This window comes from Wohlfahrtiimonas sp. XWW7 (assembly GCF_056716055.1).
Genome location: NZ_CP168032.1, coordinates 1,295,001 through 1,311,063 on the forward strand (window position 1 = coordinate 1,295,001; position 16,063 = coordinate 1,311,063).

General features: G+C 38.4%; 11 protein-coding genes and 2 rRNA genes (1 of these 13 running past the window's edge). 12 read left to right on the plus strand and 1 reads right to left on the minus strand.

Translation table 11 applies throughout. The annotated features are described in order from the left end of the window. From ACA100_RS06235 to ACA100_RS06245, 3 genes are all read left to right on the plus strand, one after another. A 23S ribosomal RNA gene (locus ACA100_RS06235) occupies positions 1 to 2,431 on the plus strand; it begins 478 nt to the left of the window's first position. Positions 2,432 to 2,548: 117 nt separating this feature from the next. Further along, positions 2,549 to 2,664: ribosomal RNA gene (gene rrf, locus ACA100_RS06240) — 5S ribosomal RNA — on the plus strand. A gap of 360 nt (positions 2,665 to 3,024) precedes the next feature. Beyond that, positions 3,025 to 3,570: a hypothetical protein gene (locus ACA100_RS06245; RefSeq protein ID WP_481076854.1), complete on the plus strand. Its 546-nt coding sequence runs from the start codon at positions 3,025 to 3,027 to the stop codon at positions 3,568 to 3,570. A gap of 33 nt (positions 3,571 to 3,603) precedes the next feature. On the opposite strand, the gene ACA100_RS06250 is transcribed toward ACA100_RS06245, so the two are convergent. Then, a complete protein-coding gene (locus ACA100_RS06250; protein ID WP_481076855.1) occupies positions 3,604 to 4,077 on the minus strand; it encodes a low molecular weight protein-tyrosine-phosphatase in 474 nt (157 codons plus the stop codon). A 77-nt stretch (positions 4,078 to 4,154) separates the two neighbouring features. Between ACA100_RS06250 and recC the strand changes: the two genes are divergently transcribed. The 9 genes from recC (at position 4,155) to lysS (ending at position 15,992) form a co-directional block, all read left to right on the plus strand. Beyond that, on the plus strand, positions 4,155 to 7,559 hold the full coding sequence (recC, locus tag ACA100_RS06255) for an exodeoxyribonuclease V subunit gamma (RefSeq protein WP_481076856.1): 3,405 nt from the start codon (positions 4,155 to 4,157) through the stop codon (positions 7,557 to 7,559). A gap of 376 nt (positions 7,560 to 7,935) precedes the next feature. After that, positions 7,936 to 8,775, plus strand: a complete 840-nt coding sequence (gene pssA / locus ACA100_RS06260; protein ID WP_481076857.1) for a CDP-diacylglycerol--serine O-phosphatidyltransferase — start codon at positions 7,936 to 7,938, stop codon at positions 8,773 to 8,775. After that, entirely contained in the window at positions 8,765 to 9,478 is a 714-nt protein-coding gene (locus tag ACA100_RS06265; protein WP_481076858.1) for a uracil-DNA glycosylase, read from the plus strand. Before pssA ends, ACA100_RS06265 begins: the two co-directional genes overlap by 11 nt. A 7-nt stretch (positions 9,479 to 9,485) precedes the next feature. Then, positions 9,486 to 9,941 (plus strand): ribosomal protein S18-alanine N-acetyltransferase, encoded by a 456-nt coding sequence (rimI, locus tag ACA100_RS06270; RefSeq protein ID WP_481076859.1) that lies wholly within the window; start codon positions 9,486 to 9,488, stop codon positions 9,939 to 9,941. 2 nt (positions 9,942 to 9,943) lie between these two features. Further along, positions 9,944 to 10,162, plus strand: coding sequence for a sulfurtransferase TusA family protein (locus ACA100_RS06275; protein WP_481076860.1), 219 nt, complete (start codon positions 9,944 to 9,946; stop codon positions 10,160 to 10,162). A 53-nt stretch (positions 10,163 to 10,215) separates the two neighbouring features. Further along, positions 10,216 to 11,211 carry a hypothetical protein gene (locus ACA100_RS06280; protein ID WP_481076861.1) on the plus strand — a complete coding sequence of 332 codons (996 nt, stop codon included), beginning with the start codon at positions 10,216 to 10,218 and terminating at the stop codon, positions 11,209 to 11,211. Beyond that, positions 11,208 to 12,914: a single-stranded-DNA-specific exonuclease RecJ gene (gene recJ, locus ACA100_RS06285; protein WP_481076862.1), complete on the plus strand. Its 1,707-nt coding sequence runs from the start codon at positions 11,208 to 11,210 to the stop codon at positions 12,912 to 12,914. Before ACA100_RS06280 ends, recJ begins: the two co-directional genes overlap by 4 nt. A 76-nt stretch (positions 12,915 to 12,990) precedes the next feature. Then, positions 12,991 to 14,448: an IMP dehydrogenase gene (guaB, locus tag ACA100_RS06290; protein WP_481076863.1), complete on the plus strand. Its 1,458-nt coding sequence runs from the start codon at positions 12,991 to 12,993 to the stop codon at positions 14,446 to 14,448. A gap of 32 nt (positions 14,449 to 14,480) precedes the next feature. Continuing rightward, positions 14,481 to 15,992: a lysine--tRNA ligase gene (lysS, locus tag ACA100_RS06295; protein ID WP_481076864.1), complete on the plus strand. Its 1,512-nt coding sequence runs from the start codon at positions 14,481 to 14,483 to the stop codon at positions 15,990 to 15,992. Positions 15,993 to 16,063: the final 71 nt, after the last annotated feature.

Genomic DNA, 16,063 nt, shown 5'->3' on the forward strand with positions numbered 1-16,063 from the left:
GAAAAGAACCCCGGCTAGGGGAGTGAAATAGAACCTGAAACCGTGTACGTACAACCAGTGGGAGCCCTTTTTAGGGTGACTGCGTACCTTTTGTATAATGGGTCAGCGACTTACATTCTGTGGCAAGCTTAACCGCATAGGGGAGGCATAGGGAAACCGAGTCTTAATAGGGCGAATTAGTCGCAGGGTGTAGACCCGAAACCAGGCGATCTATCCATGGCCAGGCTGAAAGTTAGGTAACACTGACCGGAGGGCCGAACCCACATCTGTTGCAATAGATGGGGATGAGCTGTGGATCGGAGTGAAAGGCTAATCAAGCTTGGAGATAGCTGGTTCTCCCCGAAAGCTATTTAGGTAGCGCCTCATGTATCACTTCTGGGGGTAGAGCACTGTTTCGGCTAGGGGGTCATCCCGACTTACCAACCCGATGCAAACTCCGAATACCAGAAAGTGCAATCATGGGAGACACACAGCGGGTGCTAACGTCCGTTGTGAAGAGGGAAACAACCCAGACCGCCAGCTAAGGTCCCTAAATTATCGCTCAGTGGTAAACGATGTGGGAAGGCATAGACAGCTAGGATGTTGGCTTAGAAGCAGCCATCATTTAAAGAAAGCGTAATAGCTCACTAGTCGAGTCGGCCTGCGCGGAAGATTCAACGGGGCTTAAGCGATATACCGAAGCTGCGGATTTAATATTTAGATATTAAGTGGTAGGGGAGCGTTCTGTACGCCGGAGAAGGAATACTCGTGAGAGATTCTGGAGGTATCAGAAGTGCGAATGCTGACATGAGTAACGTTAATGGGAGTGAAAGACTCCCACACCGAAAGACCAAGGTTTCCTGTTCAACGTTAATCGGAGCAGGGTGAGTCGGCCCCTAAGGCGAGGCAGAGATGCGTAGTCGATGGGAATCAGGTTAATATTCCTGAACTTCTATATAATGCGATGGAGGGACGGAGAAAGCTAAACTAGCTGGGTGACGGTTATCCCAGTTTAAGCAAGTAGGTAGAGATCTTAGGCAAATCCGGGATCTTAATACCGAGATGTGATGACGGTGAGTCTACGGACTCCGAAGTAGTTGATGCTATGCTTCCAAGAAAAACTTCTAAGCTTCAGTTATATAGAAACCGTACCCCAAACCAACACTGGTGGTCGGGATGAGAATTCTAAGGTGCTTGAGAGAACTCGGGTGAAGGAACTCGGCAAAATTGTACCGTAACTTCGGGAGAAGGTACGCCCTTTTAGGTGAATGCTTTACGCAGTAAGCTTGAGAGGGCCGCAGTGAAAAGGTGGCTGCAACTGTTTATCAAAAACACAGGACTCTGCAAACACGAAAGTGGAAGTATAGGGTCTGACGCCTGCCCGGTGCTGGAAGGTTAATTGATGGGGTTAGCGGTAACGCGAAGCTCTTGATCGAAGCCCCAGTAAACGGCGGCCGTAACTATAACGGTCCTAAGGTAGCGAAATTCCTTGTCGGGTAAGTTCCGACCTGCACGAATGGCGTAATGATGGCCACACTGTCTCCACCCGAGACTCAGTGAAATTGAAATCACCGTGAAGATGCGGTGTACCCGCGGCAAGACGGAAAGACCCCGTGAACCTTTACTATAGCTTTGCAGTGGATTTTGAATCTTTTTGTGTAGGATAGGTGGGAGGCTTTGAAACTCAGACGCCAGTTTGAGTGGAGCCATCCTTGAAATACCACCCTGAAATATTTGAAATTCTAACCTAGGTCCATTATCTGGATCGGGGACATTGCATGGTGGGTAGTTTGACTGGGGCGGTCTCCTCCGAAAGAGTAACGGAGGAGTGCGAAGGTACCCTCAGCGCGGTCGGAAATCGCGCTTTTGAGTGCAAAAGCATAAGGGTGCTTGACTGCGAGACAGACAAGTCGAGCAGGTACGAAAGTAGGTTTTAGTGATCCGGTGGTTCTGTATGGAAAGGCCATCGCTCAACGGATAAAAGGTACTCCGGGGATAACAGGCTGATTCCGCCCAAGAGTCCATATCGACGGCGGAGTTTGGCACCTCGATGTCGACTCATCACATCCTGGGGCTGTAGTCGGTCCCAAGGGTATGGCTGTTCGCCATTTAAAGTGGTACGCGAGTTGGGTTCAGAACGTCGTGAGACAGTTCGGTCCCTATCTGCCGTGGGCGTTGGAAATTTGAAGGGAGCTTCTTCTAGTACGAGAGGACCGAAGTGGACGTATCTCTGGTGTTCCGGTTGTCATGCCAATGGCATTGCCGGGTAGCTAAATACGGACGGGATAACCGCTGAAAGCATCTAAGCGGGAAGCCCACCCTAAGATTAGATTTCCCTAGAGGTTTAACCTCTCTAAAGGTCCGTCGGAGACTACGACGTTGATAGGTTGGGTGTGTAAGTGCAGTAATGCATTGAGCTAACCAATACTAATGACCCGTGAGGCTTGACCATATAATAGGTCTCAGAATCGTAACACAATAATGTCGGTATACGACGCAAGCGAAAGCTAACCAACTAAACCAAAGAATGCTGTTGCGGTGTTGATAATAACATCCAACCACCAGTTTTCCTGGAGACAATAGCGCTATGGTACCACCTGAATCCATTCCGAACTCAGAAGTGAAACGTAGCTGCGCCGATGATAGTGTGGGGCCTCCCCATGTGAAAGTAGGTCATCTCCAGGGTCTAATATGAATCGCCCACTCATTGAGTGGGCTTTTTCTTTGTGTAAAAGAAAGAAAATGGAAAAGATAATTAAATGTTGATTAGTACTCAATGTTACAATAACAAAAGTTTTTATTGAGCCTAAAAGAGTGTTGCTGACAATGGGTGGAATCGGAGAAGGCGTCGCACAAATAATATTTGAATATATATTGCCTATTATTGGTGCATCTATTAGATGGATTGTTTTATTATGCATAGGTAGAAAGAGGAGCTTTCAAGCTCTTTGGAAAGACACGAAAACCAATCTAATAATCGGCGCTAGCTTATTTATTATGTTGTGTTTCATTATAATGATGAAGATAAATTAAAGATAACAAATTATGATGACATTGAAATGCTTTATTGCATTGGAAAATATAAATACAGAAGAAGACTTATTAGAAATTGCAGAGAAAATTTGGTCTCTTGGAGACATTGATAGTATTGCTCAGCAATTAGATACAGCGGCTTTTAACGCATTTGTTATGATGAATATTATTGGTCATTGGAAAGGCGATGGATGGAGTGGAATCATCGAAGGCTATGATTTCTTACCATTTATAGAAAATGCTTTAAAAGTACATCAGCTTGATGATTTAGCTATACATTATAAGAAATTGATTGAGTTGTTTCCGATAGATCCTTTCAGTAATAAAATGAAAGGGCATTTTTGTGATCATCATAATTTTCTCATTAATCCAAGATTTAAATTATCTACACAAGAATTATTAGAAATAGATTCTGAGGTTAGAAAAACTTTATCAAAACAGTATCATGAATTATTAGTATTATTAGATGATGAATCAGAACAATTATGGTCATATGATGCACCCAATGAAGCAGGTTGGGGGATTGTGATAGATTATATTCGTAAAAATGTAAGATAATAAAAAGCGATCTTCAATGATCGCTTTTGTTATTTATAAATGATGATTTTTAATAATATAATCCAACCAATAATCACAGCCTTGATTCACTAGATCATAAGTTAATTCGAAATTACCTGTGTAATAAGGGTCAGGTACTTCCGTATGTTCAGGATTATTGAGTGGCTCTAAGAATAAATGGATTTTAGAATCATACTGATCGGTTGGTGGAAGCGCTTTGAGATCTCGAATATTATTATTATCCATACCTAAAATATAATCATAAGCTTCAAAGTCATCACCGCAAATTCGTGTAGCAATCATGCCTTTTGTAGAAATGCCTCTTTCATTTAAGATTTCTTGTGTGCCATGATGCGGTGGTTTGCCTAAATTCCAGTCGCCTGTTGCGGCAGAGGCAATATAAATTTTATCTTCCAATCCTTTGGCTTTCACTTTTTCTCTAAATAGTGCCTCGGCCATTGGAGATCGGCAAATATTACCCAAGCAGACAAATAAAACTTTAACCATAATAAATCCTATCAATATCCATTTAATGCTGAATTTAGCTTACAATGATGCATATATTATCATTAAAAGAAGTGGCTATGGCTTTTACTATTTATCACTCCAATCATTTAGATTCCTTGCAATATATGGCAAGTTATTTGATCCAAAAAAATCCTTTAGCAAACCCTTTATTACCTGAATATTTTATTATTCATAGTAGTGGGATGACGAATTGGTTAAAGAGTGCATTAGCGGAAGAGCATAATATTTTTGCGAATACTAAATTAGAATTCCCGATTAATCAGATTGTTACAATCATTGAGAACTTACTGACAGAAGAAGAACGGCAACAAACTAATTTAAGAATTTCTCGGTTAACATTAACTTGGGCAGTATTTGATGTATTGAAACATTCTTCATTGGCAGATTTGGACGTTTTAGAACGATATTTATCCAATGATCATACACAAGATCATGATATACGAATGATGGGATTAGCTGAAGAAATTGCAGGATTATTTGATAAATACTTAGCTTATCGCCCAGATTGGTTTGATGCATGGCAGAAAAATCAATTAGTTTTTAATGATTCAATGGATGAGCTGTGGCAGCAAAAAGTATGGCAAGAGATTTATCATAAAGTCATTCCAAAACATTATTTAGCAAATATTACAAAATTATTGAAATCGTTGCCTGAGGAGCGTTATCAAAATAAAAATATTCCTACTCGTTTATTTGTGATTGGGATTTCAACATTGCCACCATTGTTCATTGATTTATTGCATACATTAAGTCAGAAAATTGATGTGCATGTTTTTTTCACTAATCCGTCTCAGTTTTATTGGGGAGATTTAACGCAATACCGTAACCGTAATGTTCAGCGCATTATTTTTGAATCAGCTGAAGCACGTGAGGAAATTTTCTCGCCTGATATAGATGAATATGGTTTAGATGTTGAGTTGGAAACATCAGAGCAATGGTTAGAATTTCATGGCAATCCACTATTGGCAAGCTTCGGGAAAATTGGGAGAGATTTTATTCATTTATTATCACAATATGATGATATTCGTGAAATTGAAGCATTCAGTGAACCAGAAACTTATGGTTTATTGGGTTATGTACAAAAAGAAGTTTTTAATTTAGCAGCAATTAATCTAGAAAAATCACGATATTTGTTGAAAGCTGATGATAAAAGCATCTGTTTTCATTCACATTACAGTGAAAGAAGGGAAGTGGAGGGTTTATATGATCAATTGCTACATGCATTTAATCGTGACCATGAGTTAGAGCCTAAAGATATTATTGTGATGGTTTCTGATATTGATCGTTATCGTCCGATGATTGAAGCGGTGTTCGGCTCGCCTTTCTCATATGATGCTAAAATTCCATTCACTATTTCAGATTTTACATTGGGTAAACATGAGCCCATTTTGGATGCATTTTTATTATTGCTTTCGATCTCAGAAAGTCATTTTACTGTTTCCGAATTATTAACATTATTGGAAATCCCTGAGATTGCTGAACGTTTTCACATTAGTCAGAATGATCGAGAGCTGATTCGTAAATGGGTAGAAAATAGTAATATTAAGTTTGGTATTGATCACAATCATTTAGCAGAATTGAATGTGCGTGAAGAGCCTACAAATACTTGGTTGTGGGGATTGAAACGCTTATTGTTGGGTTACAGTTTGAATGAGGCTGTTGAAATTGACGATGTTTTAGCTTTTCCTTATATTCAAGGCGGAGAAGCAGTAACATTAGGTCATTTAGTGGATTTTATAGATGCGTTAATAGATTTAAAAACTCAGTTATCTCAGGCATATTCATTGGATGAATGGCGAACATTATTGCCTGAGATTTGGTCGAAGTTCTATATCGACAATGATGTCACTCAATATCGTTTACAACACTTGCAATCGATCTGGAACAATTTCTTAGATGAAGGTGATAATGTTCAATTCACTGATCCGATTACCATTCATTTAATTCAGAGAAATTTGAATGAGCATCTGTCTTCATTTAGGCCAGAATCACGATTTTTAACTGGTTCTATTAACTTTTGTACATTCATTCCAATGCGCTCCATTCCATTTAAGATTGTCTGTATGTTGGGAATGAATCAAGAAAGTTTTCCCCATCGTAAGCAATATCCAGAATATGATTTGATGCAAGCGCATCCTCAACGTGGTGATCGTTCTACAGTTAATGATGAGCGTTATCTGTTTTTAGAGGCGATATTGTCGGCCAAGTCTCAACTCTATATCAGCTATATTGGTAAAAATATTCACAACAATAGTGAAATGTTTCCATCATTATTTGTGAATGAATTGCAGCACTATTTAGATGAAATTGCAGAAACAGATTCAGGGCAAATGGTGGCACAGGCATTAACCATTCATCATCCTTTATCGCCATTTAGCCCAATGCTCTTTAGTGATCATAGCCCAATTCATTCGTTCCAAAAAGAATGGTTACCTGCATTACATGATTTGGATGATGCACAATATGAACCGAAATCCTCTGAACTTACACAAATTTCGGCAAAAATGCTGATTGATGCTTTTAAAGATCCGCTGAAATCTTTCAGTATTCATCATTTTGGCATCAATTTTTATCAGCAATCCATGAGTGAGATTGAAGATGATGAAATTTTTGCCTTGTCAGAAAGAGATGCTTTGGAAACATATCAGGCACGTATTAATTTAATCGAGGAGTTATTTTATAACGATATACCTGATGATTTATTACATGATTACGCAAGACATCAGTTGTTTCAACAGTATAAAGCGGAAGGTAAGCTGCCCAAATTTGCTTTTGCTAAGCTGGATTGGCATGCATTCATTGAACCAATATTAAAACTTGTATTAGAAGCCAAAATCAATCATTGCCAATATGGCGTAGAAGAGCAGGTGAATATTGTATTAGATAATATTATCGTAACAGGCACAGTGATTGGGAATAATAGCGATCAACAATGTTTAGTATTTGCTGGGAAATGGCATTTGAAACGTCAGTTTGATGGATTTGTGACACATCTTTTAAATACTGTGAGATTGCATCGAAGTATTGTCACCAAAGTTTTTTATTGTGATGGTAAAAAGGTTTATGAAACGGTTATTGACGCAATTGATATTGATGTTGCTAAAACATTGCTGCAAAAACTATTAGTAGGCTATCAGGAGAATTTAACAACGCCATTCATGATTGCATCCGAAGGTGTTTTGCGTGTTAAAGATAAAAAATTACTACAGAAGCATGTGGATTTTATTGTGGAAAGTTATAGACATTATGATTCAGAAAAAGTTCTTCATTATTTATCGCAGCATCTAGAATTGAAAACAGAAATCATGGATCGCGTTATGGATGATTTGTTGAATCAGGATTCTATGTTGGTGGATCGTTTTATTACTAAGATTACAGAAAAAGAAGTGATTGGTTATCTCTATTTTTATTTGCAATATGTAGCGTTAATCACCTATACAAAGCCCAAAGAACTGAAATAAAGGACGTAAAGAGAAAAAAATGATCATATTTATTTAATTAATAAAAATTAATAGTTTATGGTTATTTTAACTGAGTCATACACATAATTATCCACAGGTTATGTGGACTTATTCATAACTTGTGATAATTTTAAATATTGTCAGTTGTTACAATGTTGTGATGATATTTGTTTAATATGGTTAAGAATTGATGATCATCATAATAATGATGAATTCAATCCTTAATTATGTAGCAATGTATGTATTAATGAACCCTTTAAACAGGAAATAACCTCAATAGTTATGCAAAATGCTTGATGAGTGAATGTTGCCTTTAGCTATAGCTTCCACTAATCAAGAATGTATAATACAGGTTTTCCATAACGAGGCGATTTTAATGAATAATAAAAAGATTAAAAATAATCTTTCAAAAAATGCCATCTACATTTTGCCGAATCTTTTTACAACGGCTTCTTTGATGACGGGGTTTAGCTCCATCTTATTAGCATTAGAAGGACGTTATGCTGCGGCAGCAGTTTTAATCTTTGTATCTATGGTTTTGGATGGCATGGATGGGCGTGTTGCACGTTGGACAAATACACAAAGTAGTTTTGGTGAGCAATATGACTCATTGGCAGATATGGTTGCTTTTGGTGCGGCACCTGCCATTTTAGTTTATATGTGGTCATTCCAAGGCTTGGGTGAAGTTTCTAAAGTGATCGGGATCGGTTGGTTTGCTTCGTTCGTTTATTTAGCATGTGCAGCGCTTCGTTTAGCACGTTTTAACGTGCAGATCGGCTCTGTGGATAAGCGTTATTTTGTAGGTTTACCAAGTCCAACGGCTGCTGCGATTGTTGCAGGTGCAGTTTGGGCAGGTGAAGTTGGTATTAAAAAAATTGCCTCTGCATTCGGTGCGGATTTGACTTTTACAGGTCATGATTTAACAGGCTTAATGGTTATAGTGACACTCTATGCGGGGTTAATGATGGTATCGAATTTCTTGTTTTATAGTTTTAAAACACTAGAAATTAAGAGAGTTAGATTTACTGCTTTAATTATCGTTGTAATTTATGCAGGTATGTTGATTTCATCACCATCTATTGTGTTGTTTTTAACTGCATTCATTTATGGTTTATCTGCACCTGTACAATATGTGTATCGTAGACAAGCACGTAAAAAACGTATGCAAGCATTACAAGCAAAACGTCATGAGCGTCACGAGCATCATGAGTCATAATTTAGAGTATTTAAAATTACTGAAGATTCCTGTTTGGCAAGTGCGTGGACAGGAAGCTTCAGAGGTTATCGAGCCCACTCTTCAGGAAGAAGCGTTGCCTGTTGAGGCGTCCATAGCTATATCATCCAGTGTTATACCTGAGGTTGATTATCATCAACCTCAAGTTGACGCTCCCATTGCGGCATCTGTTGATAATTGTACTGCATGTAAATTACATGCGGGTCGTACACAAGTTATATCTGGTAAAGGATCGAATCAATCCAAGCTTGTTGTCATTACAGAGGCGCCAACATTTAATGAAGATGTTGCAGGTGAACCATTTGCTGAAGAAGCAGGCGTATTATTCACCAATATTCTCAAAACAATTGGTTATTCTATGGATGATGTTTATATTACGCCATATGTGAAATGTTCACCGTATCAATCATTCATTACGCAAACAGAAGAGAATCAGTGTTTTCAGCATTTGTTGACAGAGTTGAATGAAATTCGACCTACCAAAATTTTATTGTTGGGCCGAAATGTTGCCAAATATTTATTGAAAGAAGCAAAATCTTTTGACGATATGCGAACTGAGGTAGCGAGTTTGGAAATATTGGGGCAACAGATTCCAGTGTATGTTAGTTATAATCCATATCAATTATTAAAATTTCCTGAAGAAAAGCGAAAGGTGTGGAAAGACATGAAAAAACTATTGGAATAAGTGTACAATGGAAGATATTCAGTTTTTAGAAATCACCCAGGGTGATTTTGAAGCAATATATAGCATTGAGAAAAAAGCATATCCCATTCCTTGGAGCGAGAAGATTATGAGCTCTATGGTTGAAGGGGATGAGTATAAAATTAAAATAACGTACTATGATAGAGTAATTGCTTATGTATTTATGATGATAGTATTGGATGAAGCCACTATTTTAAATATTACGGTTGATCCAGATTATCAAGGTCAAGGTTTAGGTCGTAAGTTGTTGCAATATGTAAAGAAAGATATGATTGAAAAAAATATCGTATCGATTTTTTTAGAAGTTAGGTCATCTAACGTTGCGGCTTTATCATTGTATGAATCAGAAGGATTCAATGAGATAGATATTCGGAAGAATTACTATCCTACAAAAAATGGCCGTGAAGATGCGATTATCATGGCGTGCATGTTAATGAATGGGTGATTATGGAAATATTAGATTTAAAAAATTTGCAATGTCCAATGCCTATTTTGAAAACTAAGCAGGCGTTGCAAAAAATGGATGTGGGTGATGAAATTCAGGTTGTGACGACAGACCCTCACTCGGAAATTGATTTTAAGGCTTTTCTAAGTAAAACTTCTAATGAATTGTTGAAGTTTTGGACAGAGGAAGGGGTATTTTATTTCCTAATCAAGAAAAGTTAAGAGAATTTTTAGAGAAGTACTTTAATTTAAATTGATAGTGGTGTAGTTAACTAATGAATACAGTTTTATTTATCATCCCATGTTTGACGGATCATTTGCCGAATGCTTGGGCAAATAAAATCTCATCGGTTCCGTTGGATTCTGTTTATGATAGATTCTTACATTCATCTACCGCGCATAAAACCAATCATTTTTTGATTCAAGATGCTTTAACAGAATATTTAAAGTTACCAGATGATATTGCTTGGGCGCGCTGTGGTTTGAATGCAAGTGGCATTCGTATGCGTTCTAACAACTGGTTTAAACTCTCTTTGTTAACACAGTTGGGTGTGACAAATTTACGTGGCCATATGGTTCAAAAAATGGCAGAAGATTTTGCAAGTGATTTTTCATTTGCAGAGGACTCAATTGTGACAACCAATGGCGATTGGTTTATCTCTTTAAAGAAAAATAATGAGGTTAAATCAACCCCGATTTGGGGATTAAGACCCAAAGGTATTGATCCTGCAAGCTATGGTTTATCTGGCCCTGATGCTTTGTATTGGCAAGAACAATTCAATCATGCGCATGATTGGTTGAAAACCTACTCTTACAATAGTTTAAGATTAAGGCAGCGCTATGATCCTATTGTGGATTTTTGGCCTTGGGGTAATGGGGAGCAGTATGAATTTGATGCAGATGTAGAATATTCAGCAATATTTTCAGATAATGCAATCATTCGTGGCGTTGGTAGTGGCGCAGGTATGTCATTTTTCCCACTACGCAATTCAACGGCTGATTTTTCTCAAATGGTTCATAATCATCCTAATATTTGTGTGGTGGATGATCGTCTAGTGAGTAAAATCTCTGACAATGATTTATTAGGTTGGTTAGATGCACGATCTCAAATTGCCAATATGTTATTGGCGCCAGCATTGGTTGCTGTAGATCAAGGGTTAATCAGCAATGTAATCATTGATACAGTGAATGGCGAAAGATTTGTGTATAACAAAAAGTTTAAGTTTGTATTATCACGACCTAAGTTCACTTATAGTTATTTGCCAGAATGATCATTGTAGAAAGAGTACAAAACTCTAATGTTGAATTGAGTTCATCATCACTTTTGAATCGAGTGCTTCAACGCCGCCAATTACAATCGGTTGAGGAGTGCTCCTTTAGCCTTAAGGATTTATTGGTACCTACTTCTTTAAGTGATTGTGAGAAAGCCGCGATAATTATTGCAAATGCAATTATTCAGCAGAAAAAAATATTGATTGTGGGTGATTATGATGTGGATGGTGCAACTTCCACAGCACTTATGATGCGTGTTTTAAGGTTATTTGGCAGCCAAGATGTTTCATATCGTATTCCCAATAGAATGTTGGATGGTTATGGATTAACGGTTTCATTATTGGATTCAATTTTAGAAGCTGCCCCAGATTTAATCGTCACTGTAGATAATGGGATTTCAAGTATTGCGGCAATCGCAAAAGCAAAAGAGCATGGCATTGATGTCGTTGTTACAGATCATCATTTGCCAGGTGAAGTTTTGCCGATGGCTGATGCCATTGTGAATCCTAATCTTAAAAATAGTGACTTTGAAAGTAGTTCGTTGTGCGGTGTTGGCGTTGCTTTTTATGTTTTGATGGCGGTTCGGCGTGAGCTGATTAATCAAAAGTATTTTACGTCACAAACAGCCCCAAATTTAGCAGACTATTTGGACTTGGTTGCATTGGGAACAATTGCTGATTTAGTGCCTTTAGATCGCAATAATCGCTGTTTAGTTCAACAAGGGATTGAACGAATTCGACGAGGTCGTACAGTTGTTGGTATTCAGGCATTATTGGAAGTATCAGGTAAAAAACAGGCTGAATTGTCCACGACAGATATTGCTTTTGGTATTTCTCCATTATTAAATGCTGCGGGGCGATTGGATGATATGCGTGTAGGGATCGAATGCTTGATCACAGATGCTGAAGATCGCGCCCGTTATTATGCTGGTCGTTTGTATAATTTTAACCAAGAGCGTAAAGCAATTGAGCGCTCGATGACTGTAGAAACAGAACAGATCTTGGCAAAAATATTATCGAATGATGAAGAATTGCCGAGCGGCATAGCTTTGTATGATCCTTCTTGGCACCAAGGTGTGATTGGTATCGTTGCATCGCGTGTGAAAGAAAAGTTTAATCTCCCAACGTTTATTTTTGCTGAAGAGAATGATGAATTATTAAAAGGTTCAGGTCGTTCCATTGCAGGGATTCATTTACGTGATTTATTGGAAAGCATTGCAACTGAATATCCAGATATGATTTTACAATTTGGCGGTCATGCGATGGCAGCAGGTTTAACATTAAGAAAATCTGCATTTAAAGCATTTCAAAATGTATTCACAATGCGCGCAGAAAAACTATTAAGAGACGTTGATCCTAAGGTTATTTATACGGATGGGGAATTGGGTGTTGAAGATTTTACATTAGATAATGCGGCTGTATTAAGAACTGCAATGCCTTGGGGGCAAACATTCCCAGAGCCAACATTTGATAATACCTTTGACGTTGTGGATGCTAAAATCCTGCAAAATACTCATTTAAAACTTGAATTAAAACATCCACAATCTAACTTTACTATCAATGGTATTGCCTTTTTCAAAGCAAAGGATTGGCAAGAAAACACAGAGAAAGTACGTTGTATTTATAAATTGGATGTGAATGAATGGCGTGGTCGTCGATCACTGCAATTATTAATAGATCATATAGAAATAGAAAGTAGATAGCCAAAACTCCCCATTTTGTGTTAGAATCCCGAGCCAATCTTTTTTGGCAAACCAATCTCTAGAGGGATCAAACACTATGTTGCGTATTATTGAGCAAGCACTAACTTTCGATGATGTTTTACTCGTTCCAGATTATTCTGAAGTTCTACCTAAAGAAGTATCTTTAAAGACTCAACTAACGAAATCAATCAGCTTAAATATCCCACTATTATCAGCAGCAATGGACACAGTAACGGAAAGCCGTTTAGCAATTGCTATGGCGCAACAAGGTGGTATCGGTATCATTCATAAAAACTTAACGATCGAAGAGCAAGCAGCTGAAGTTCGTAAAGTTAAAAAATTCGAAAACGGTATCATTTCTGATCCTGTAACTGTAACACCAGATATGACATTGGCTGAATTACGCCACATGTTCAGCACATTTGAAATTTCAAGTGCGCCAGTAATTGATGCAGGTAAAGTTGTGGGCATCATTACTAATCGTGATGTGCGTTTCCATGATAACTTGTCCATTCGCATTAAAGATGTAATGACGCCACGTGATCGTCTAATTACAGTTAAAGAGCATGCTGGCCGTGAAGAAATCGTAAACTTGCTGCGTGAACACCGTGTTGAGCGTTTAGTAATCGTGAATGATGCTAATGAATTACGTGGTTTGGTTACAGTTAAAGATATTTCTCGTTCACAGTCATTACCAAATGCATGTGTAGATGCAAATGAGCAATTAATCGTAGGTGCAGCAGTTGGTGCTGGTGCAGGTACTGAAGAACGTATTGAAGCATTGGCAGCAGCGGGTGTGGATGTGATCATTGTAGATACAGCACATGGCCATTCTAAAGGTGTTATTGATCGTGTACGTTGGGTTAAACAAACTTATCCAAATTTACAAGTCATCGCAGGTAATATTGCGACTGCTGAAGCTGCTATTGCATTAGCGGACGCTGGTGCGGATGCTGTTAAAGTAGGTATCGGCCCAGGTTCAATCTGTACAACTCGTATTGTTGCAGGTATCGGCGTGCCACAAGTTAGTGCGATTTCTAATGTTGCATCGGCGTTGAAAGATCGTGGTATTCCTGTCATTGCTGACGGCGGTATTCGTTATTCAGGTGACATGGTTAAAGCATTAGCCGCAGGTGCATCATGCATCATGGTGGGTGGTTTATTAGCAGGTACTGATGAAGCACCTGGTGATATTGAATTCTATCAAGGTCGTGCTTATAAATCATATCGTGGAATGGGTTCTTTAGGCGCAATGGGCGCAGGTTCTTCTGATCGTTACTTCCAAGAAGGTACAACTTCAGATAAATTAGTACCAGAAGGTATTGAAGGCCGTGTTGCATATAAAGGTTCTTTGGTGCCAATCGTTCACCAATTGATGGGCGGTATTCGTGCAGGTATGGGTTACGTTGGTTGCGCAACAGTTGCAGACATGAACGTTAAACCAAAATTTGTACAGATCACAAACGCAGGTATGCGTGAGTCACATGTTCACGATGTAACAATCACTAAAGAAGCACCGAACTACTCAAGCTAATCCTATTTTATTAACTTTTATGTCAAAGAATTATGAGTCAAGATATTAAAACCGAAGAAGTCAACGAAAGCCATTTAATTACTGAACGCCGTGAGAAATTAGCAGGCATTCGAAAGGCTAAGGATGTAGCGTTTCCAAATCAATTCCGCAAAGATACACATGCGAAGGATTTGCATAAACGTACAGAAAATATGGATAAGGAAGCATTGGCTGCTGAAAATATTCATGTGAAGATGGCTGGTCGAATCATGTCTAAACGTTTGTTTGGTAAGGGTGGATTCGTTGTTCTTCGTGATCAGACAGGTGATGTTCAGTTGTTCTTGAATACAGGCTTGATTGGCGCAGAGAAATTTGAAGAATTTTCTCATTGGGATATCGGTGACATCATCGGTGTTTCAGGTGTTGTTTCGCGTTCTGATAAGGGTGAATTGACGGTTCGTGTTTCTGAAATTGATTTATTGACTAAATCATTGCGTCCATTGCCAGATAAGTTTCATGGTTTAACGGACATTGAAGCGCGTTATCGCCAGCGTTATGTTGACTTAATTATGAATATGGAAGCGCGTGAGGTGTTCCGTAAGCGTACACAAATCATGCGTACCATTCGTAACTTCTTTGACAATAAAGGTTTTGAGGAAGTTGAAACACCAATGATGCATTCTATCCCAGGTGGTGCGAATGCAAAACCATTCATTACACATCACAATGCTTTGGATATGGAGTTCTATTTGCGTATTGCGCCAGAACTTTATTTGAAGCGTTTGGTTGTGGGTGGTATGGAAAAAGTTTATGAAGTGAATCGTAACTTTAGAAATGAAGGTGTTTCAACGCGCCATAACCCTGAATTCACAATGGTTGAATGGTATTGGGCATACGCTGATTATAAAGATATGATGGATTTCACTGATGAATTAATGGCAACTTTAGCAAAAGATGTTGTGGGTTCAACAAGTGTACCTTATCAAGGGTTGACTTTGGATTTTAGTCAGCCAGCAGTTCGTATGACAGTTCAAGAGTCTATCGTTCATCATTATCCAGAAGCTAAAAACTTTGATTTAGATACTCGTGAAGGTGTGGCGGAATTGGCGACATCTATCGGTATTAAATTTAAAGATTCTGATGGTTGGGGCAAAATTTTGATGGAAGTATTTGATGAGAAGGTTGAAGAGAATTTGATGCAACCAACATTCATCACAGCATATCCTTCAGAAGTTTCACCATTAGCGCGTAAGAATGATGAAAACCCAATGATCACAGATCGTTTTGAATATTTCATTGGCGGTCGTGAAGTTGGCAATGGTTATTCGGAATTGAATGATGCTGAAGATCAATATCAGCGTTTCATGGCTCAAGTGGCTGAGAAAGACTCAGGTGATGATGAAGCAATGCATCTAGATAAAGATTTTATCACTGCGTTAGAATATGGTTTACCGCCAACAGCAGGTGAAGGAATCGGGATCGATCGCTTAGTGATGATTTTTGCTGATGCAGCATCCATCCGAGACGTGTTATTATTCCCACATATGCGAAATAAAGCAGAATAATTCAAGAAAAGCTTTAGTGAAAACTAAAGCTTTTTTTTCAAGAGCTTTGGATTGGAATATAAATTTAAAAA

Bases quoted from the DNA above. Each gene is read 5' to 3' on its own strand.
- ACA100_RS06245 (WP_481076854.1), top strand. From the start codon at position 3,025: ATGATGACATTGAAATGCTTTATTGCATTGGAAAATATAAATACAGAA.
- ACA100_RS06250 (WP_481076855.1), bottom strand. From the start codon at position 4,077: ATGGTTAAAGTTTTATTTGTCTGCTTGGGTAATATTTGCCGATCTCCA.
- recC (WP_481076856.1), top strand. From the start codon at position 4,155: ATGGCTTTTACTATTTATCACTCCAATCATTTAGATTCCTTGCAATAT.
- pssA (WP_481076857.1), top strand. From the start codon at position 7,936: ATGAATAATAAAAAGATTAAAAATAATCTTTCAAAAAATGCCATCTAC.
- ACA100_RS06265 (WP_481076858.1), top strand. From the start codon at position 8,765: ATGAGTCATAATTTAGAGTATTTAAAATTACTGAAGATTCCTGTTTGG.
- rimI (WP_481076859.1), top strand. From the start codon at position 9,486: ATGGAAGATATTCAGTTTTTAGAAATCACCCAGGGTGATTTTGAAGCA.
- ACA100_RS06275 (WP_481076860.1), top strand. From the start codon at position 9,944: ATGGAAATATTAGATTTAAAAAATTTGCAATGTCCAATGCCTATTTTG.
- ACA100_RS06280 (WP_481076861.1), top strand. From the start codon at position 10,216: ATGAATACAGTTTTATTTATCATCCCATGTTTGACGGATCATTTGCCG.
- recJ (WP_481076862.1), top strand. From the start codon at position 11,208: ATGATCATTGTAGAAAGAGTACAAAACTCTAATGTTGAATTGAGTTCA.
- guaB (WP_481076863.1), top strand. From the start codon at position 12,991: ATGTTGCGTATTATTGAGCAAGCACTAACTTTCGATGATGTTTTACTC.
- lysS (WP_481076864.1), top strand. From the start codon at position 14,481: ATGAGTCAAGATATTAAAACCGAAGAAGTCAACGAAAGCCATTTAATT.